At 69.5% G+C, this 19,888-nt stretch carries 16 protein-coding genes and 1 pseudogene; 7 read left to right on the top strand and 10 right to left on the bottom strand.

Annotated features, from left to right (window positions below):
* Positions 1-24: 24 nt before the first annotated feature.
* Positions 25-648: a TetR/AcrR family transcriptional regulator C-terminal ligand-binding domain-containing protein gene (locus ACFY9I_RS31915; RefSeq protein ID WP_391007886.1), complete on the bottom strand. Its 624-nt coding sequence runs from the start codon at positions 646-648 to the stop codon at positions 25-27.
* A gap of 183 nt (positions 649-831) precedes the next feature.
* Here ACFY9I_RS31915 and ACFY9I_RS31910 point away from each other — a divergent pair, with 183 nt between their 5' ends.
* The 4 genes from ACFY9I_RS31910 to ACFY9I_RS31895 all read left to right on the top strand — a co-directional run bounded on the left by ACFY9I_RS31910 (position 832) and on the right by ACFY9I_RS31895 (position 5,363).
* The gene (locus ACFY9I_RS31910; RefSeq protein ID WP_391007884.1) at positions 832-1,809 is read left to right on the top strand and encodes a tetratricopeptide repeat protein; all 978 of its coding nucleotides are present in this window, start codon (positions 832-834) and stop codon (positions 1,807-1,809) included.
* Between the two features lie 730 nt (positions 1,810-2,539).
* Positions 2,540-3,175, top strand: a complete 636-nt coding sequence (locus tag ACFY9I_RS31905) for a DUF6230 family protein (protein WP_391007882.1) — start codon at positions 2,540-2,542, stop codon at positions 3,173-3,175.
* A 171-nt stretch (positions 3,176-3,346) separates the two neighbouring features.
* Entirely contained in the window at positions 3,347-3,970 is a 624-nt protein-coding gene (locus tag ACFY9I_RS31900) for a DUF6114 domain-containing protein (protein ID WP_391007880.1), read from the top strand.
* Positions 3,960-5,363 (top strand): hypothetical protein, encoded by a 1,404-nt coding sequence (locus ACFY9I_RS31895; protein WP_391007878.1) that lies wholly within the window; start codon positions 3,960-3,962, stop codon positions 5,361-5,363. The genes ACFY9I_RS31900 and ACFY9I_RS31895 overlap by 11 nt, the downstream gene beginning before the upstream one ends.
* Before the next feature lie 109 nt (positions 5,364-5,472).
* Here ACFY9I_RS31895 and pyk read toward each other — a convergent pair whose 3' ends face one another.
* From pyk to pta, 3 genes are all read right to left on the bottom strand, one after another.
* Positions 5,473-6,903 carry a pyruvate kinase gene (gene pyk, locus ACFY9I_RS31890; protein WP_391007876.1) on the bottom strand — a complete coding sequence of 477 codons (1,431 nt, stop codon included), beginning with the start codon at positions 6,901-6,903 and terminating at the stop codon, positions 5,473-5,475.
* Between the two features lie 130 nt (positions 6,904-7,033).
* Positions 7,034-8,251, bottom strand: coding sequence for an acetate/propionate family kinase (locus ACFY9I_RS31885; protein WP_391007874.1), 1,218 nt, complete (start codon positions 8,249-8,251; stop codon positions 7,034-7,036).
* A gap of 32 nt (positions 8,252-8,283) precedes the next feature.
* Positions 8,284-10,389, bottom strand: a complete 2,106-nt coding sequence (pta, locus tag ACFY9I_RS31880) for a phosphate acetyltransferase (RefSeq protein ID WP_391007872.1) — start codon at positions 10,387-10,389, stop codon at positions 8,284-8,286.
* A 358-nt stretch (positions 10,390-10,747) separates the two neighbouring features.
* Between pta and ACFY9I_RS31875 the strand changes: the two genes are divergently transcribed.
* Positions 10,748-11,773 (top strand): ATP-dependent 6-phosphofructokinase, encoded by a 1,026-nt coding sequence (locus ACFY9I_RS31875; RefSeq protein ID WP_391007870.1) that lies wholly within the window; start codon positions 10,748-10,750, stop codon positions 11,771-11,773.
* Between the two features lie 45 nt (positions 11,774-11,818).
* On the opposite strand, the gene ACFY9I_RS31870 is transcribed toward ACFY9I_RS31875, so the two are convergent.
* Positions 11,819-12,610, bottom strand: coding sequence for a helix-turn-helix domain-containing protein (locus ACFY9I_RS31870; protein ID WP_391007868.1), 792 nt, complete (start codon positions 12,608-12,610; stop codon positions 11,819-11,821).
* Between the two features lie 151 nt (positions 12,611-12,761).
* Here ACFY9I_RS31870 and ACFY9I_RS31865 point away from each other — a divergent pair.
* Positions 12,762-12,942 (top strand): annotated as a pseudogene (locus ACFY9I_RS31865) (PPOX class F420-dependent oxidoreductase); the annotation flags it as partial.
* Positions 12,943-13,044: 102 nt separating this feature from the next.
* On the opposite strand, the gene ACFY9I_RS31860 reads toward ACFY9I_RS31865, so the two are convergent.
* Together ACFY9I_RS31860 and ACFY9I_RS31855 are read right to left on the bottom strand one after the other, a co-directional pair.
* Positions 13,045-14,958, bottom strand: a complete 1,914-nt coding sequence (locus ACFY9I_RS31860) for a tetratricopeptide repeat protein (protein ID WP_391008071.1) — start codon at positions 14,956-14,958, stop codon at positions 13,045-13,047.
* A gap of 163 nt (positions 14,959-15,121) precedes the next feature.
* A complete protein-coding gene (locus tag ACFY9I_RS31855; protein ID WP_391007866.1) occupies positions 15,122-15,994 on the bottom strand; it encodes a 5'-methylthioadenosine/S-adenosylhomocysteine nucleosidase in 873 nt (290 codons plus the stop codon).
* A gap of 276 nt (positions 15,995-16,270) precedes the next feature.
* Between ACFY9I_RS31855 and ACFY9I_RS31850 the strand changes: the two genes are divergently transcribed.
* Positions 16,271-16,684 carry a tetratricopeptide repeat protein gene (locus ACFY9I_RS31850; RefSeq protein ID WP_391007864.1) on the top strand — a complete coding sequence of 138 codons (414 nt, stop codon included), beginning with the start codon at positions 16,271-16,273 and terminating at the stop codon, positions 16,682-16,684.
* Between the two features lie 15 nt (positions 16,685-16,699).
* Here the strand turns inward: ACFY9I_RS31850 and ACFY9I_RS31845 are convergent, their stop codons facing one another.
* Genes ACFY9I_RS31845 through ACFY9I_RS31835 form a run of 3 tightly spaced genes read right to left on the bottom strand, consistent with a single transcriptional unit; the run spans position 16,700 to position 19,843 of the window.
* The gene (locus ACFY9I_RS31845) at positions 16,700-17,524 is read right to left on the bottom strand and encodes an ABC transporter permease subunit (protein ID WP_391008069.1); all 825 of its coding nucleotides are present in this window, start codon (positions 17,522-17,524) and stop codon (positions 16,700-16,702) included.
* A gap of 5 nt (positions 17,525-17,529) precedes the next feature.
* Positions 17,530-18,420, bottom strand: coding sequence for an ABC transporter permease subunit (locus tag ACFY9I_RS31840; RefSeq protein ID WP_391007862.1), 891 nt, complete (start codon positions 18,418-18,420; stop codon positions 17,530-17,532).
* Between the two features lie 10 nt (positions 18,421-18,430).
* Positions 18,431-19,843, bottom strand: coding sequence for an extracellular solute-binding protein (locus ACFY9I_RS31835; RefSeq protein ID WP_391007860.1), 1,413 nt, complete (start codon positions 19,841-19,843; stop codon positions 18,431-18,433).
* Positions 19,844-19,888 lie beyond the last annotated feature (45 nt).

Below are 19,888 nucleotides of genomic sequence, written 5' to 3'. Positions count from 1 at the left end.
GGTCGCGGGGGTCGCCGTGCCCCTTCAGGGCGTGCTTCTCAAGCCCTGCAGCAGCAGGCTGGTGAAGGCTTTGGCCCAGGCTTCGTCCGCTGGTTCGGCACTCACCACGGTGCGGTGGACGACGGCGCCGGCCACCACGTCGAAGATCAGGTCGACGGTGCGGGGGGCGGTGGTGGGGTCGGGCTCCGGGGGGAGTTCGCCGCGCGCCTGGGCGCGGGCGCGGCCTTCGAGGACCAGGCGCTTCTGGCGGTCGACGATGGAGGCGCGGACCCGTTCGCGGAGGGCGTCGTCGCGGGTGGACTCGGCGAGGACGGCCATGAGGCCGCTCCTGGCCTCCGGGCGGGCGAGGATCGCCGCGAACTGCAGGACGACCCCCTCGATGTCGGCGGCCAGGCTGCCCCGGTCGGGGAGGCGCAGTTCGTCGAAGAGAGCGGCCACCGCGTCGACGACGAGTTCGTTCTTACCGGCCCAGCGGCGGTAGAGGGTCGTTTTCGCGACGCCGGCCCGGGCGGCCACGTCACCCAGTGTGAGCTTCGACCAGCCGAGGTCGACCAGCGCCTCCCGGGTCGCCACCAGGATCGCGGTGTCCACGGCGGCGCTGCGCGGGCGGCCTCCCGTGGTGCGGGAGGCGGGGTTGCGGCTCTGCATCCGCCGACCATATCCGGCCGTTCCCGAAGTTTCCCGTGGCGTCGTGAGGCAGATCACGGGGGAGTGGGTACTGACGGGTACAGGAGAGTCGCCCGGGACAGTTACGCTACGACTCGTAGCGAAAGTGGGGCGGGCTTTCAGGACGCTTTTCACGCGCGGGCTCGGAGGGGGGAGGATGTACGCATGCAGCCACGGAACATGTCCATGAGCGGAGTCGTCGACCTCGCCGCGGTGAAGGCGGCCCAGGAGGCCAAGGCGAAGGCGGAGCAGGCGCGCGCCGAAGCGGCCCGGCAGGGCGGGGGAGGGGCGGTCTCCCCGGCCGACCTGGTCATCGATGTCGATGAGGCCGGGTTCGAGAGCGAGGTCTTGCAGCGGTCCACCGAAGTGCCCGTCGTCATCGACTTCTGGGCCGAGTGGTGTCAGCCCTGTAAGCAGCTCAGCCCGGTGCTGGAGCGGCTCGCCGTCGAGTACGACGGCAAGTTCGTCCTCGCCAAGATCGATGTCGACGCCAACCAGATGTTGATGCAGCAGTTCGGCATCCAGGGGATCCCGGCGGTCTTCGCCGTGGTGGCCGGACAGGCCCTGCCCCTCTTCCAGGGCGCCGCCCCCGAGCAGCAGATCCGCGCGACCCTCGACCAACTCGTCCAGGTCGCCGAGCAGCGCTTCGGGCTCACCGGCCTCGTGGTGGACCCGGACGCCCGGTCCGGCGCCCCCGTCGAAGCCGCCCCGCAGGTCCCGGCCGGCCCCTACGACCACTTGCTCGAAGCCGCCGTACAAGCCCTGGACGCCGGGGACTTCGGCGGTGCCGTGCAGGCGTACAAGAACGTACTGAGTGACGACCCGGGCAACACCGAGGCCAAACTGGGCCTCGCGCAGGCCGAGTTGCTGCAGCGGGTGCAGGGTGCGGACCCGCAGGACGTGCGCAAGGCGGCCGCCGAGAACCCGGGCGACGCCCAGGCGCAGATCGCGGCGGCGGACCTCGACCTCGTCGGCGGACATGTGGAGGACGCGTTCGGGCGGCTCATCGACACGGTGCGGCGCACAGCGGGCGACGACCGGGAGGCCGTACGGATGCGGCTGCTGGAGTTGTTCGAAGTGGTCGGCGGCGACGACCCACGGGTGGCCGCGGCGCGGCGGTCCCTCGCGCGGGCCCTGTTCTGAGGCGCCTGCGACGTGCCTTCGGCGCGCCTTTGACGCACCTGTGACGCGCCGCCCCGGCTGAGTGTCCGGCTGGGTGGCGCAGGGGGCCCGGGGGGTGCCGGGGCCGTGCGGTTCCGGCGCGCCGGGACGCCTGTTGCACGAGTGAGTGATTTGGCGACACAGCGACACCGCGGCCGCGCTTTACCAAATCTTGGTAAACGCGGCCGCTGTTACTGGCAGTAAGAGAAAGTCGTCGATGTGTCGGACTCTGTCCAACTGTCAACCGTTGTGTCGCCTCACTCGGCGCCACCCACGGTCGCTGGCCGATGCCGATGGGTCGTTGTTCGGTTATCCGTCCGTTACTAGCCAGTAACGACCCCCTTGCGGGGGCGGCGAGAATGCACCACGATCGGCGACGCTCGGTCCGTTCCCGTGCCCCGCCAGCCAGTCGGGTCAACGGGTTTTCTGGGTCCCCACCGAGTAGAGCGGGCGACAGTGGCGCCGGCTCTTGGGCAGGGGGGTCTCCGCTCAACGGCGGAGCCTGTCCAGCAGGTTGTGCGTGATGCGTGTCAGGCGCGACCAGTGGTTGTCGCTCGGGGGTGATCGCCGGTGATTCGGGCGCTTTTCGCGCCACCGAGCGCGGGCGCTCTCCTTCCCGAGGACGTAGCACTTCTCCCATCCCTGTCCGGCCGAGCCGCCGCCAAGGGCGACGAGCCGGTGACAGGAGATGTACGTCCGAGAAGGAGGAAATATGGAGTCCCAGGTGCGTGGCGGGACCAGATGGAAGCGGTTCGCTGTGGTCATGGTGCCCAGCGTCGCCGCCACAGCAGCGATAGGTGTCGCCCTCGCGCAGGGTGCTCTCGCCGCGTCGTTCAGCGTGTCGGGCCAGTCGTTCAAGGTGACGGCGGGTCAGCTCGACGGCACGGGCTTCTCGCAGTACGGAGCGCTCGACGAGGGCTACACCCTCAAGGGCGAGAAGACGGTTCACCCCGTCGCCGTTTCGGCGTTCAAGTCCGCGACGATCACCAACATGTGCCAGTCGGTCGTCACCCCCGGTGTCCCGATCCTCGGTAGCGTCAGCCTCAAGCTGACCGCCGGTACCGGTGGCAAGAAGGTCGAGGCCGAGAACCTCTACATCGACGTCGAGGACCTTGAGGCGGACGCCGTCTTCAAGGGCATCGACATCGGTGTGGCGGCCAAGGACGCCAAAAAGGGTCCGGGCATGAAGGGTGGCGCGGAGCAGGCCAACCCCTACGGGTTCGCCCAGCAGGCCGACTCGGCCTCGCTGACCGGTGTGAAGCAGACGGCGTGGGCGACCACCGCCGGAACCTTCAAGCTGAGCAACCTCAAGATGTCGCTTCACAAGGGCGTCGTGGAGTGCTACTGAGCACTCCCTGGGCGGGTGAGGGGGCCTGCGCTTCTTCGCCCGCCCGTCCCTCTCGCCGTGCGCGCCGACGCCGCGCGGGCGAACTCCGTACGTGAATGTCGTGCGCGCGCTTCGTAACGCGTGCCGTACGTGAACTTCTCACAGCAACACCGTTCCAGGGAGCTGTTGTCCATGAGCGCCGAGCCAACGGGGCAGAACGAAGACTATCTCCGCGCCTTTCGGCGGCGCTTTGGCGACTGGAGGGGCTCACGTCCCTTCTGGGCGGGCCTGTTGGTACTGCTCGGCGGTTTCCCGATCATGTATCTGCCGTACGCGAACCTGCAGATCGGTCACCTGACGCTCGCCATGTCGACGACGGGCGGCGCGGGATCCCTCATCATCGGCGTGCTGCTGGTGGTGCTCGGGGTCAGCCTGTGGTTCCAGCGGCATGTACGCACCTTCGCCGGTACGGCGGCGATCCTCCTGGCGCTCGTGTCTATCCCGGTCTCCAACCTCGGTGGCTTCGGTGTCGGCTTCCTGCTCTCCCTGATCGGTGGTGCGCTGGCCATCGCCTGGGCGCCCGGTCACGAGGAGGCGGCGGTGCCGTCCACCTACAAGACCCCGAGGCGGACCCCGGTTCCGCAGGACACGGCCCCGCAGAACACGGCACAACAAGGTGTGGTCCCCCTGCACAAGGGCGACGCCCCGGAGCCCGCCGCGGCCGGCTCGCTGAACGGGACGGCGAACGGCGAGGGCGACGACCTGTCAGGTACCACCCCCACGAACGGGACGAACGGGAGGCACAGTGCCGGCTGACGAGGTGACCCACGGGACTTCGGTGGGAGAGTCCCGTGCGAGATCCGGACCGCGGCACGCGGCGCCCAAGAAGCCCCTTCTCACCCGGCTGAACATGCCGGCGGGCAAGGCGATAGCCCTGGCGGCGATGCCCACGGCGGTCCTCATGGGCATGGGCTTCACGCCCACGCTGACGCTCGCCCGCGCCGACGACCCGACGAAGCTGAGCCTGACGGCCGACGAGTACAAGGACTGCGTGGCGGCCCTGGAGGCCGCCGAGGAGGGCACCGACACCTCCGCCTCGCCGACCCCGACACCGTCCGCCTCCGCCCCGGAGAGCGACGGTTCCTCGGACGACGAGTCGAAGGACGAGGCGAAGGACGAGGACACTTCCTCGGGCGATGACTCCTCGGACGCCAACTCCTCGGGCGACTCCGCCACCGACGACACGTCCAACGGCGGTTCCTCTTCGTCGGATTCAGGTTCCGACGACAAGGACAGCTCCACCTCGGACAAGTCGTCGGCGACGGACGGCGCCGACAAGTCCGCCTCGGACACGGCCGACAGCGGTGACACGTCGTCGTCCGACACCTCCGGGAAGGACAGCGGCGGCAACGTCCTGGAGGACATCGGCACCGCGATCGAGGACCTGTTCACGCCGGACGACAAGGAGACGGAGACCACGACTCCGTCCGGGTCGACCAGCCCGTCCCCGTCGCCCTCGCCCTCCGACGACGCCTCCGGCTCGGAGAAGGACAAGGACAAGGACACGGGCTCGGGCCCCGTCGGCGACGCGCAGGACACCGCCGACGACACCACCGACAAGGTCGAGGACGCCGCCAAGGACGTCACCGACACCGCCGAGGACACCGAGGACGCCACCGACGACGCCACCTCGACGCCCAGCCCGTCCCCGAGCGAGAGCGCGGACGTCGACGGCTGCCCGGTCGCCACGGAGGACGAGAGCGGTGTCGAGAAGGGCATCCCGCCGCTGCCCGACGACCCCTGGTACCTGAACGCCAGCTCGCTGCTGCTGAAGGGCGCCGACTACCAGGGCATCGTCAAGGTGAGGACTGCCGACGGCAGCGTCAAGGAGGTCCTGAAGTACGTCGTCTCCGACGGCACCGACATCGGTGACCTCCACCAGACGGTCGAGGACAAGCAGGCCGGCGTGACCTACCACGTGCAGGCCGGCAAGGGCACCACGTCCACGATCCGCGAGGGCAAGACGGTCATGTACACCGAGAGCATCTCCGGCAACCTGCTCGGTCTGATCCCGGTGACCTTCGACCCGAAGCACCCGCCGCCGCTGAACATCCCGCTGATCTACTTCACCAAGGTGAAGGTCGTCCAGGCGGGCCAGTTCGGCGGAACGCTCACCGTCCCGGGCATGCACCAGTTCATGACCGACTGAGCAGACGGTCACCCAGGACCCGTCCGGGAGCCGCACAGACCGAGGGCGCCCCCTGTTTCCAGGGGGCGCCCTCGGTGCTGTCCTATGCGCTGGGGCACGGCCGGCGGTGTCAGTCGCGGGCGCCGCCGCCCAGGTGGTGCACCCGGACCATGTTGGTGGTCCCCGGGACACCGGGGGGCGAGCCGGCGGTGATGACCGCGATGTCCCCTTCGTTGAAGCGGTTGAGCTTGACCATCTCGTGGTCGACCAGGTCGACCATCTCGTCGGTGCTGTTCACGAACGGCACGACGTGCGACTCGACACCCCAGCTCAGAGCGAGCTGGTTACGGGTGGACTCATCGGTGGTGTACGCGATGATCGGCTGCGACGCGCGATAGCGGGAGAGCCGGCGGGCGGTGTCACCGGACTGCGTGAACGCCACCAGCGCCCGTCCGCCGAGGAAGTCGGCGATCTCGCAGGCGGCACGGGCGATCGAACCACCCTGCGTGCGCGGCTTCTTGCCCGGCACCAGCGGCTGCAGACCCTTGGAGAGCAGTTCCTCCTCGGCCGCCGCGACGATCTTCGACATCGTCCGGACGGTCTCCAGCGGGTACGCGCCCACGCTGGACTCCGCCGACAGCATGACCGCGTCCGCGCCGTCCAGGATCGCGTTGGCCACGTCGGAGGCCTCGGCGCGCGTGGGGCGGGAGTTGGTGATCATCGACTCCATCATCTGGGTCGCCACGATCACCGGCTTGGCGTTGCGGCGGCACAGCTCGATGAGCCGCTTCTGCACCATGGGGACCTTCTCGAGCGGGTACTCGACGGCCAGGTCGCCACGGGCGACCATCACGCCGTCGAACGCCATCACGACGTCCTCCATGTTCTCCACCGCCTGCGGCTTCTCCACCTTGGCGATGACGGGGACCCGGCGGCCCACCTCGTCCATCACCTTGTGGACGTCCCGCACGTCTTCGGCGTCCCGCACGAAGGACAGCGCCACCAGGTCGCAGCCCATCCGCAGGGCGAACCGCAGGTCCTCGACGTCCTTCTCGGACAGAGCGGGCACGTTGACGGCCGCGCCGGGCAGGTTGATGCCCTTGTGGTCGGAGATGACACCGCCCTCGATGACCTCGGTCCGCACACGGGGACCGTCCACCTCCAGGACCTTCAGCTCGACGTTGCCGTCGTTGATGAGGACCTGGTCGCCGGGGGCGACGTCACCGGGCAGACCCTTGTACGTCGTACCGCAGATCTGCTTGTCGCCCGGCACGTCCTCGGCGGTGATGGTGAACTCGTCACCGCGCACCAGCTCCACGGGACCCTCGGCGAAGGTCTCCAGACGGATCTTCGGGCCCTGGAGGTCGGCGAGGACACCGATGGCCTTGCCGGTCTCGGCGGCGGCGGCCCGGACCCGGTCGTAACGGCCCTGGTGCTCGGCGTGACTGCCGTGGCTGAAATTGAAACGGGCCACGTTCATGCCGGCCTCGATGAGGGCGACCAGTTGCTCGTGGGAGTCGACCGCGGGGCCGAGAGTACAGACGATTTTCGAACGGCGCATGGGACGATCCTATCGGTTTGTTTCGCTACGGAATATTCCGTCTGGCGGAATGCAAATGGGCGGCTCCGCGCTCAGTCGTGTTACCGGTGTGTATTTCCCGACTGTGCTCGACTGCTCGACTGTCCTTTGCTCATTTGTCGACCAAGGCGTACGTCTGTGTCGCGATCTCCAGTTCCTCGTCCGTCGGCACCACCGCGACCGCGACCCGCGCGCCGACCGGCGAGATCAGCCGTGCCTCGCCGCTCCGTACGGCGTTCAACTCGCCGTCGACCGCGAGGCCGAGGCCCTCCAGGCCCGCCACCGCGGCCTCCCGCACGGGCGCCGCGTTCTCGCCGACCCCGGCGGTGAACGCGACGGCGTCCACCCGGCCGAGCACCGCGCAGTAGGCGCCGATGTACTTCTTCAACCGGTGAATGTAGATGTCGAAGGCCAGCTTCGCCCGCTCGTCGCCCTCGTCGATACGCCGGCGTATTTCCCGCATGTCGTTGTCGCCGCAGAGCCCGATCAGACCGCTCCTCTTGTTGAGGAGAGTGTCGATCTCGTCCGTGGACATTCCGCCAACGCGCATCAAATGAAAGATGACGGCCGGGTCCATGTCTCCCGACCGCGTACCCATCACGAGCCCCTCCAAAGGCGTCAGCCCCATGGAGGTGTCCACGCACCGGCCGCCCTCGACCGCCGACGCGGACGCCCCGTTGCCGAGGTGCAGCACGATGACGTTGACGTCCTCCGGCGCCTTGCCCAGCAGTTCGGCGGTGGCCCGGGAGACATACGCGTGCGAGGTGCCGTGGAAGCCGTAGCGCCGGATGCGGTGTGCGTCGGCCGTCTCCACGTCGATGGCGTAACGGGCGGCGGACTCCGGCATGGTGGTGTGGAACGCCGTGTCGAACACCGCCACCTGAGGCAGGTCCGGGCGCAGCGCCCGGGCCGTACGGATACCGGTCAGGTTGGCCGGGTTGTGCAGCGGGGCCACCGGGATCAACCGCTCGATCTCGGCGAGTACGGCGTCGTCGACGACCGTCGGCTCGGTGAAGCCCTGCCCGCCGTGCACGACACGGTGCCCGATGGCGGCCAGCTCGGGGGAGTCCAGGCCCAGCCCGTCCGTGGCCAGCTCCTCGGCGACGGCCTTGAGCGCGGCCTCGTGGTCGGCGATCGGGCCGCTGCGCTCGCGGGATGAGCCCTCGCCGGTGAGCGGCGTGTGCTTCAGCCGGGAGGTGTCCTCGCCGATCCGCTCCACCAGGCCCACGGCCAGACGGCTGCTGTCGCGCATGTCGAGCAGCTGGTACTTCACGGAGGAGGAGCCGGAGTTGAGGACGAGGACGCGGGAGGCTGCGCTGGTGGCGGTCACGGTGGTCGGGTGCTTTCTGTCGGCGGTGGGGGTCACTCGGCGGCGGGGGCGGCGGCCGGCGCGGGTGTCTGGGCCTGGATCGCCGTGATGGCGACGGTGGTGACGATGTCCTGCACGAGCGCACCCCGGGACAGGTCGTTGACCGGCTTGCGCAGACCCTGGAGGACCGGTCCGACCGCGAGGGCGCCGGCCGAACGCTGCACGGCCTTGTAGGTGTTGTTGCCGGTGTTGAGGTCCGGGAAAATCAACACCGTTGCCTGGCCCGCCACTTCGGAGTCCGGCAGCTTGGTCGCCGCGACACTCGGCTCGACGGCGGCGTCGTACTGGATCGGCCCCTCGATCAACAGATCGGGCCGCCGGGACCGCACGATCCCGGTGGCCTCCCGCACCTTGTCGACGTCGGCGCCCGAACCGGACGTCCCCGTGGAGTACGACAGCATCGCGATCCTCGGCTCCACACCGAACCGCTGGGCCGTCGCGGCCGACTGGATGGCGATGTCGGCGAGCTGCTCGGCGTTCGGGTCCGGGTTGACCGCGCAGTCGCCGTACACCAGCACCTTGTCGGCGAGGCACATGAAGAAGACGGACGAGACGATGTCGGCGTCCGGCTTGGTCTTGATGATCTCGAAGGCGGGCCGGATGGTGGCGGCCGTGGAGTGCACCGACCCCGACACCATGCCGTCCGCGAGTCCTTCCTGCACCATGAGCGTGCCGAAGTAGTTCACGTCGGACACGACGTCGTACGCCAGCTCCATGCTGACGTTCTTGTGGGCCCGGTACCGGGCGTACTTCTCCGCGAACGTGTTCCGGATCTCGGAGGTCCCCGGGTCGATGAGCTGGCAGTCGCCGAGGTCGATGCCGAGGTCGGCGGCCTTCTTGCGGATCTGCTCGACCGGGCCGAGGAGGGTGAGGTCGCACACCCCGCGCCGCAGCAGCACCTCCGCCGCGTGCAGCACCCGCTCCTCGGTGCCCTCGGGCAGGACCACCCGGCGCCGCTCGGAGCGGGCCCGCTCCAGCAGGGTGTGCTCGAACATCATCGGTGTGACACGGTCGCTGCTCGGCGCCGAGACGCGGGTGCGCAGCTCGGCGGTGTCGACGTACCGCTCGAAGAGGCCGAGCGCGGTCTCCGCCTTGCGCGGCGTCACCGCGCTCAACTTCCCCTCCATGGAGAAGAGTTCGGAGGCGGTGAGGAAGGAGCCGCTCTCGACGGCGACCACGGGCGTGCCGGGGGCGAGGCGGGCGGCCAGCGTGAGCACCTCGTCGCTGGGCCGCTCGTCGAGGGTGAGCAGGACACCGGCGATGGGCGGGGTCCCGGCGCTGTGGGCGGCGAGGGCGCCGACGACGAGGTCCGCGCGGTCGCCGGGGGTGACGACCAGACAGCCCGGTGTCAGGGCGTTGAGGAAGTTCGGCAGCATGGCACCGCCGAAGACGAAGTTCAACGCGTCCCGGGCGAGACCGGAGTCGTCGCCGAGGAGGACCTCGCCGCCGAGGGCGTGGGTGATCTGGGCGACGGTCGGGGCGGAGAGCGCGGGCTCGTCGGGCAGCACGTAACAGGGGACCCGGAGCGGCAGCCGGGCGTCACCGAGCCGCTCGGCCACTTCGTCACGGTCGGCGGGCGCGACCCGGTTGACGACCATGGCGAGGACATCACAGCCCAGTCCCTCGTACGCGCGGTACGCGTTGTGCGTCTCGGCGGCGACGGACTCGGCGGTCTGCTTCCGCCCGCCGACGACGGGGACGACGGAGGCACCGAACTCGTTGGCGAGCCGGGCGTTGAGGGACAGCTCGTCCGGGAACTGGGTGTCGGCGAAGTCCGTACCCAGTACGAGGACGACGTCGTAGTCACGCGCGACGGCGTGGAACCGGTCGACGAGTGTCGAGACGAGTTCGTCCGTGCCGTGCTCGGCCTGGAGGGTGGACGCCTCGTGGTAATCCATGCCGTACACGGTCGCCGGGTCCTGGGCGAGGCGATAGCGGGCGCGCAGCAGGTCGAAGAGCCGGTCCGGACCGTGGTGCAGAAGCGGGCGGAACACCCCCACCCGGTCGATCTGGCGGGTCAGGAGCTCCATGATCCCCAGCTCGACGACCTGGCGGCCGTCGCCGCGGTCGATCCCGGTCACGTACACGCTGCGCGTCACGTGTGCTCTCCGTTTCATGTGGGACGTGTAGGGCGTGCGGTCCGGCGGACGCGGGTGTCTCGACCCCGGACGAAATTCACCGTCGCGGCGGACGGAAACCCTCTTGACAATACCTCTGGCCATGGATAAGGCGCCCATCGCCCTGCAGGGGCTCTGGGAGGCTGGTGAGCGGGGTGGTGAGCGGCGTGGTGAGCGGGGCCGCGGGCGAGGCCGCAGGCGGGGCCGTGGGCGACGCGGGGAGCGGGGGCGGGCGGGGCGGACGGGCGCGGCGACCCCCCGGCAGGCGTGAAACAATCGGACTGGCTCACAAGTAACAGCATCGACCAGGACGATCAGGACGATCAGGAGACACAGCACGATGCGTATCGGAGTTCTCACCGCAGGCGGCGACTGTCCGGGCCTGAACGCAGTGATCCGGTCGGTCGTGCACCGAGCGGTCGCCCAGTACGGCGACGAGGTCATCGGCTTCGAGGACGGCTACGCCGGTCTGCTCGACGGCCGCTACCGCACTCTCGACCTGGAGTCCGTCAGCGGCATCCTCGCCCGCGGCGGCACCATCCTCGGCTCCTCCCGGCTCCAGCGCGACCGCCTCCGCGAGGCCTGCGAGAACGCGCAGGACATGGCGCACCAGTTCGGCATCGACGTACTGATCCCCATCGGCGGCGAGGGCACGCTGACGGCGGCACGGATGCTGAGCGACGTGGGTCTGCCGGTGGTCGGGGTCCCCAAGACGATCGACAACGACATCTCGTCGACCGATCGGACCTTCGGTTTCGACACGGCCGTGGGTGTCGCCACGGAGGCGATGGACCGCCTGAAGACGACCGCGGAGTCCCATCAGCGGGTGATGGTCGTCGAGGTCATGGGCCGCCACGCGGGCTGGATCGCGCTGGAGTCGGGGATGGCGGCGGGTGCGCACGGCATCTGCCTGCCGGAACGGGCCTTCGACCCTGCCGACCTGGTGAAGATGGTCGAGGAGCGCTTCGCGCGCGGCAAGAAGTTCGCGGTCATCTGTGTCGCGGAAGGCGCCCACCCCGCCGAGGGTTCCATGGACTACGGCCACGGCGCGATCGACCAGTTCGGCCACGAGCGCTTCCAGGGCATCGGCACGGCGCTCGCGTACGAATTGGAGCGCCGCCTCGGCAAGGAGGCCAAGCCGGTCATCCTCGGCCACGTCCAGCGCGGCGGCACCCCGACCGCGTACGACAGGGTGCTCGCCACGCGCTTCGGCTGGCACGCGGTCGAGGCCGCGCACCGGGCCGACTTCGGCCGGATGACCGCGTTGCGCGGCACCGAGGTGGTGATGGTGCCGCTGGCGGAGGCGGTGACCGCACTGAAGACGGTGCCGAAGGATCGGATGGACGAGGCGGAGTCGGTGTTCTAGAACCCTGCTGCCGGAGGCGGCCGGGTCACCAGGTCGGCGTCCGGGTCAATAGGTCGGCGTTCTTCGAACCAGTGACCAGAAGTGGTCGACGATCCGGTCCAGGTAGGTGCGGGCGGCCTCGCCCACGTCGGTCGCGGCGGTGTCCTCGGCCCAGGTGAGGCCCGCGGCCATCCGGCCCTGGTAGTCGGAGTGCATCTCCTGCAGAACGTCTTCCAGGAGGTGTCGGTCGAGGCGCCGGTCGAGGCGCCGGTCGAGGGACAGCAGCTTGGCGGCCGGCCGTACGTAGGCCTGCCAGCGCGTGCTGACCGCGCCCTGGAGCAGTGCGACGAGCTTCGCCTCGCGTCCCGTGACGGTGATCAGTTCGGGCAATGAGAGATCGAGCACGTCGGCGAGGGCGGCGGCCTGCCGGTCGGTGCCGCGCCACTCCTCGCTCTCCTCCATGCGTAGGTACGCCGACAGTTCCAGGCCGACGGCGCGCGCGACGTCCTCGGCGGCCAGACCACGGGCCCGGCGGTGCTCGGGCAAGGTCCGGGGCGTGCCGATGAGTTCACCGGCCGAGCACCACAACACCCCTGCCAGCGCGGTGAGTTCGGGGCTCGTCGGTGTCATCGTGCCGCGCTCCCACGCGGCGACCAGGTCCGGGGTGACGTACGGGAGCCCGTACGAGGAGCGCATGCCGTAGGCGACGTGCTCGGGCCCCATGCCGAGGGCGACGCGGAGTTCCCGGGCGGCGGGGGCGTTGAAGGGCGGGGTGGGGGTGGCGGCTGTCTGCGAGTCCGGGTACGGGGCCGTGTACGGCTGCTGGGGCTGCCGTTCGTGGGCTGAGCGTCGGTGCACGCGCACAACGTAGGGGCGCGGGACTGCGGTGACTACGGGCTGTTCGGCCACAATCACGGATTGTAGGAAGCTACGGTTTGTGGGAGGTGTGTGGTCGGAGTGGCCTGGGTGGGAGGCTGGGCGGGGGTGCCTGGGCGGGCGTGCCTGGGTCGTGCAGGGCGAGGAAGCGGAACGGGCCATGGACCGGCTCACCCGCAAGTACATCGGGGAGGAACGGTATCCGTGGCCGCTGCCCGGCGAGCGGCGGCTGATTGATCCTGATCGAGCCGGTGCGGGTGCGGAGGGTTGTGGGGTGGAGCCGTTTCCGGGCAGGGGTGTTGCCGGTGGCGTGACCGGGCGGCCGGGGCGGGTGAGCGACTCACCGCAGCGTCGATGTCAGGCGCACCGTCGGCGTACAGGACGGCACGACCGGCACCGCGCAAGGCGATCGGCTTTCACAGGACGACGTTCGCGGCGTGCGTGCGGGCTTCGTCGGCCAGGTCGAGGGCATCGGCACGGGTGTAGGCACGGACGGCCTCGAGCCAGTGGGCACGGGCTTCGGCGGGACGGCCGGTTCTCCTGTGGGCCTCGCCCAGGTTCTCGAGGGTCAGGCCTGTCTCGTACCAACTCACGGCCTCCCGGAAGATCGCCAGGGCCTTGCCGTGCGCCTCGATCGCCTCCTCTCCCCGATCCGCTTCCAGCAGGGCATTGCCGAGGTTGGTCCACGCGTAAGCCTCGCCGAGGCGGTCCTCGCCGGCCCTGCAGAGGTCACGGGCGCGGACGAGGGCGGTGATGGCCTCACCTGTCCGGCCCGCGCCTCGCAGAGCGATGCCGAGGTTGTTCCACGCCGCCGTCTCGCCGTGGAGGTCCCCGGCGGCCGCGTACAGTTCGCGGGCACGGGCGTGGGCGTCGATCGCCTCCTCCCCCCGCCCCTCTTCCCGTAGAGCGATGCCGAGGTTGTTCCACGCCTTGGCCTTGCCGTGGGTGTACAGGGCCAGGGCCCTGGTGTGGGCGTCGATCGCCTTCTTCCCATGGCCCGCTTCCCGTAGAGCGAGGCCGAGATTGTTCCACGCGACGGCCTCGCAGTGGCGGTCTCCGGAGCGCTGCGCGGCTTTCTGCGCGGCCTCGTAGACGCCGATGCGGTCGTCGAAAAATCGCCGCAAAGCGAGATACTCCCCAAGGCACAGCGCCAGCAGCACCGCCGCGTCCGCGAACCGCTCCTCCCCCGCCCACAGCACCGTCGCCACCAACCCTGCCCGTTCCCCATCCAGCCACGCGAGTGCCTGCGCCCGGGTGGTGAACCGTTCGGGCTCTGCCATCCCCGGCAACCACCGCAACCGGCTGTCCGCTGCGTTCGCCCAGCGGTAGTAGAACTCCAGGATTCGCTCCCGCGCCGCTTCCCCCTCTTCCCGGAGTGCCTCGTCCTCAGCGACCACGCTCAGTCCGAACGCTCGCACCAAGTCATGCAGCCGCCATCGGTCGGAGGCCCGCCCCCCGCCGTCGCGGACGGGTGCGACGAGATAGGCGGTGACCAAACCCTCCAGCAGGTCCAGCGCGGCAGGTGTGTCCAGATCGAGCAGCGCGGTCACCGCCTCCGTAGTGGTCTCCGAGCCGGGAGCGAGGGACAGCAGCCGAAGCAACCGGGCCTGGTCCGGGGGCAGTCTGCGATACGACGTCTCCAGTACGGGGCGCAGGACGAGTGAGCGGTCGTTCAGGTCCCGCACCGGACTGCCCCTGTCGAGGGCCGCGGTCGGGTCCTCGGCCTCCCTGATCTGGGCCACCGACCAAGCGATGTCCCGGTACCGGCGTCGGTGGAGCATCCCGGCCGCGATCTGGAGGGCGAGGGGCAAGCCGCCGCACAGCGAGGCGATTTCGCGCAGGGCTTCCGGTTCCCGACTGGGGCGGTCGTCGCGTTCGTCGGTGGTGTGAAGGGCGTGGGTGATGAGGGCGACGGACGTTTCCCTGTCGAGGGTGCCGAGCTCGATCACACGAACGGAGTTGACGTTCGGGTAGTCCCGGGAGGTGATCAGTACTGAGTGGTGAGCCGTGCCGGGGACGAGAGACAGGTACGGGGACGCGGCCGAGGCGTTGTCCAGGATCAGTAGCATCCGGTCCTGCCGCGCGGAGAGGAGACGCTGATACTCGTCGTACTGACGTGCCGTCGTAGGCGGCAGGTCCGTCCCCCGCACCCCCATGGCGTCCAGCAGCGCCAGGACGCCCTGGTCCGCCGTCGCCGGGTTGTCGTCGTAGCCGCGCAGGTCGATGAAGAGGAAGCCGCCGGGGAACCAGCCCTCCGCCCCCGCCCGATGCGCCGCCTCCACCGCGAGCGCCGTCTTGCCGATGCCGCCCATGCCGGTGACGGCCGAGATGAGGAGTGGGGTGCCCTCGTCCGAGGTGGGGGCGAGGCGGGGGAGCAGGCGGTCGAGTTCCGCCGTGCGGCCGGTGAAGCCGGGAGGGCGGTGTGGGAGGGTGGTGGTCGCGACCGGGACCGGGCCGTGGGCGCGTTCCCGGCCCTGAGGCCGGTCCTCGGCGCTAGCGTCCGTCCGACTTGCCCGTGACGGGCCCGTGGAAGGTGCCCCCTCGGAAGTCGATGTGATCGCCGCCGTAAGTGGCTCCGCCTTCGGTTCCGCGCAAGGGACCCTCCTGGGAGTCGGAGGAGCCGCCGCCGCGCGGCCGGTGTTTGCGGAGGACGGCCACGGCCACGGCAGCGGCCTGCTTGGAGGCCAGATCCTGGGTGCCCGAGGCGTCCGCCTTGTGCTTGTGGCGGTTGGCGCAGTCGCTGATGCCCCGGATGACGAGCGCGTCCAACTGGCCGTTGAGGTGGGCCGCGTGAGCCGCGCCCGACCCCTCCATCTCGATCGCGCAGGCGTCGTTGTAGTGGTGGCGGATGTGCTCGGCGAGCGCGGACCTGTCGTCGGCCAGGACGACGTCACCACACGCGATCGGCTTCAGATGGCCCCGTACGTCCGGCAGACCCCGCAGCGCGGAACGCGCCGCCGGCACGAGTCGGGCCGACCCGTGCCAGACCTCGGGCCGGGCCTGGAAGCCCTTGGAGGTCTGCTTGCCGCCGTGGATGCCGTACACCTTCGTACCGACCACCACGTCACCGATCTCGATGTCGTCCTTGAGCCCGCCCGCCACTCCCACGAAGAGCAGCACCTCAGGGCGGAGCCAGCCGACGATCTGCGTCGCGCGCGCGGCGGCGTGCACCGCGCCCTCGCCCAGCTCGGAGACAGCCACGATCCAGGACGTGCCCTCGATCCGACCGACCTCGACGCGGGCCCCGTCCTCGTGGACGAGTTCCTCGGGGTCCAGGTCCGTCAGGAGAGCACGTACGGCGTCGTACTCGACCGGAAGCGCGGTGAGGACGACGGCTGATACGGGGTGTGTGTCAGATTTGGGCACCTGCCCACGGTACTGCCAAGTCGAGGATGGGGCCGGGTTGTTGACCAGTGGAGGAAGGCAGGTCCGGCCCTCGCTCCGAAGCCGTACCGTTGACTCACGGTACGGAACGGGGAGCGGACGGGCGTATGAAAGCGGCGTTGCTGACCGCCCTGGCCGAGGGCGCGTGCGGGGATGACGGACGCCGGGCGGTGGAGTCGCTGGCTCGGGCGGTCGGGCTGGACGCCGGGGCGTCGGTCGCGGAACTCGCCGAGTCGGCACGGGACCCGGCACGGCGGGATGCCGTACGGGAATGGGGCGAGCGGCTGGCCGGCCTGCTCGCTGGAGATCTGGCGGGCGCGGGTGCCGTGGCGGCGGCCATGGAACGGCAACCACGCCATCGAGCTGTTCCGGGCCGCCGGGGACCGCCACCGCGAGGCCATGGCGCGGAACAGTCTCGGCGTCGCCCTGCGGGGAGGGGGCCGGGTGGAGGAGGCGATCGAGGCGCACGGCACGGCCCTCGAGATCTACCGGGAGTTCGAGGACTGGTACCGCGTGGGCACCGCCCTGCAGAACCTGGCCCTTGTCCAGGAGGAGGCCCACCGTCCCGTCGAAGCCCGCGCCCACCTGCTGCAGGCCGCCGACGCCTACACCCGAGGCAACGCCCTCACCGAAGCAGCCCAGGCCCGCGCCTGGGCCGAAATGCTGGGCTAACCCCCACCCACTCCCTCACCCCTTGACCGCCCCGCCCAGAGCGAACCCCCCACCCAGCCGCCGGGCCACTCCCACGTACAAAAGGATCACCGGAGTCGAGTAAATGACCGAGAACGCCGCCAACTGCCCATAGACCACCGTCCCCCGATTCCCGAAGAACTCATTGATGCTCACCGCCGCCGGCATCTGTTCCGGTGTGAGGAGCAGCATGAACGGGACGAAGAAGTTCCCCCACATCATCACGAACGAGAAGACGGTCACCACGGCGACCCCCGGCCCCATCAGCGGCAACACCACCCGCACCAGCGACTGAAGCGACGACGCCCCGTCCGTCCACGCCGCCTCCTCCAATTCCTTCGGCACCCCGTCCATGAAGTTCTTCATCAGCCAGATCGCGAACGGCAATTGGGACGCGGCGAAGAAGAAGATGGTGCCCTGCATGGTGTCGATCAGGTTCACCTGGACGAACAACGCGTACACCGGAACCATGATCGCCGTGATCGGGAGGCTCGTCGCGAAGAGGATCGTCAGGAGGAAAGGGCGGTTGAGGCGGGAGCGGAAGCGAGAGAGCGGGTACGCCGCCAAGGCCGCGCACACCACCGTCAATGCGGTCCCCCCGCCGCACAGCAGCAGGCTGTTCAGCAGCGGCGTGAACGTGATTTCCGGCGTCAGGACCGCGTCGAAGTTGTCCAGCGTCACGCCGTCCGGGACTTTCACCGTCAGGTTCGCCCGCGGGTCCACCGACGAGAGGACCACCCAGGCCAGTGGGAGGACGAAGGCCGCGGCGATGACGAGCAGCCCCGCGTCGGCTGCCAGTCGTCGGGTATTCAGGAGGGCCACGACGCTCACACCTCCGTTCGCAGCAGGCGCAGATAGATCACCGAGAACAGCGAACCCGCCACCAGCAGCAGAAGCGCCACCGCCGTGCCATAGCCGATCATGCTCTTCTGGAACGCCTCCTCGTACATGAACAACGGGAGCGTTTGGCTCTTGCCGCCCGGCCCGCCCCTCGTCATCACCCATATCAAGCCGAAGACCGACAACGTCTGCAGCGTGATGAGCATCAGATTCGTGCCGATGGAGCGGCGGATCATCGGCAGCGTGATGTGCCACATACGCCGCCAGCCGCCCGCGCCGTCCACCTCCGCCGCCTCGGTTATCTCCTTCGGGACTTCGTTCAGAGCCGCCGAATAGACCAGCATGGAGAATGCCGTGCCCCGCCAGACGTTCGCGAAGGACACCGCCAGGATCGGAAGGGTGTAGAGCCAGTTCTGGGTGGGGAGGTGGAGCCAGCCCAGGACGGCGTTCAGGGTGCCCTCGCGGCGGAAGAAGGCGTAGAGGAGGAAGCCGGCCACCACCTCCGGCAGGACCCAGGCCGTGACGACGATTCCGCCCACCAGCGTGCGGACGGGTTTCGAGGCGCGTTGCATCAGGGCGGCCAGCGCCAGGCCCAGCGTGTTCTGGCCGAGCAGGGCCGAGACCACCGTGAAGACCAGGGTCAGCCAGACCGCGTTGAGGAACGCCTCGTCCTGGAAAGCCGTACGGAAGTTCTCCAAGCCGGTGAACGAGTCCTCGGCCTGGCCGGTGAGTTGGAGGTCGGTGAAGGCGATGTAGGCGCAGTACGCGATGGGGCCGGCCAGGAAGAGGAGAAGGAGGACGGTCGCGGGGGTGAGGGGGAGGGCGCGGGTGAGCGTTCGGAGCGTGGGGTGGGGCGGCCCCTGTGCCGGCCCTTTCATACGCGGGAGCTCATTCCTCGACCACCTCGACCACCTGGTCGTCCGTCGCCGCCTTCAGCTCCTCGTCGTAGTTCCGCGCCGCCTCGGAGACCGACGCGTCGCCCGTCGTCACGGATTCCATCGCTTCCTGGATGGCCGTGGAGACCTTCGGGTACGCCGGGTACGCCGGGCGGTAGTGCGTGCTCGCCACGAGATCCGTGAAGAACTCGATGCCGGGTTGCGCCTCCGCGTAGGCCGGGTCGGACGCCACGTCCTCGCGGACCGCTATCCCCGAGTTGGCGATGTACCACTTCTGGGCGTTCGCCTTCGTCTGCATCGTCTTGATGAACTCGAAGGCGAGGTCGGGATTGGCGGCCTTGTCGGGGATGGCCCAGGTCCAGCCGCCGGACATGCTCACCTTGCCGGGGGACTGCCCGTTCTGGGTGGGCATGTGGGCGAGGCCCAGCTGTTCCGACCACTGGGGCCATGCGTGGCCGCTGCCGGGGAGCCAGTCCTGGGGGAGCCAAGAGCCGTCCAGGTTGATGCCGAGTCTGCCCTCGGGGAGGAGTTCACCACGTACTCGGGTGGAGATGTTGGGGTCGAGGGCGTCGGAGACTTCCGGGCCGAGCTTCTCCTTGTAGACCGTTTCCACGAAGGTGAGGGCGTCCTTGAAACCCTGGGTTCCGGCCTTCCACTTCTTGGAATTCTCGTCGTATAGGGGGTCGGACCCGGAGGCGGTCGCGCCTTCCGTGCCGTAGAGCAGCATTTCGAAGCCCTGCATGGTGGCGGCCTCACCCGCCGGTTTGCCCGTGTAGACGTTGAGCGGAATGACGTCGGGGACCTTCTGCTTGATCGTGCGGGCGGCCGAGAGGATGTCGTCCCACGTCTTCGGCTGCCAGTCGGCCGGCAGGCCCGCCTTCTCGAAGATTCCCTTGTCGAACCACAGGCCCCGGGTGTCCGTGCCGTCCGGAACGCCGTACGTCTTGCCGTCCTCGGCCTTCGCCGCGGTCTTGGCCGTGTCGATGAACTGGTCCCAGTCCCTCCAGCCGGCCAAGTAGTCGTCGAGGGGCCTCAGATAACCGCTCGTGATGTCCGAGTTGATGAGGAACGTGTCCTCGTAGACCAGGTCCGGCGCCGTCTTCGGGGAGCGCAGCATCTGCTGGACCTTGGTGTAGTACTCCGAGTCCGGGGCCTTGATCGGGACGAGTTTCACCTTCTTTCCCGGATTCGCCTTCTCGAACTGTTTCTTGATGTCGGCGAGGAAGGTGTCCAGCACGCGGATCTGGTTGTCCGTGGACTGCTTGTAGGAGACCTCCACGGTGTCCGGGTCGCTGCCGGAGCCGCTGCCGCAGGCCGCGAGCGCGCCGGGGGCGGTGATCGCCAGGGCCGCGGTGAGAAGGAGGCGGAGGGGGGATCGGCGGGGGTGGGGTGCGGTGGGGCGCACGGGCACGACCTCCTGCTGGCTACGTCGTTGTGGCCTGGGTGGGTG

Origin of the sequence: Streptomyces sp. NPDC012510 (assembly GCF_042955065.1) — a bacterium.
GTDB lineage: Bacteria > Actinomycetota > Actinomycetes > Streptomycetales > Streptomycetaceae > Streptomyces.
This window is presented reverse-complemented; position numbering and strand designations above follow the sequence as displayed.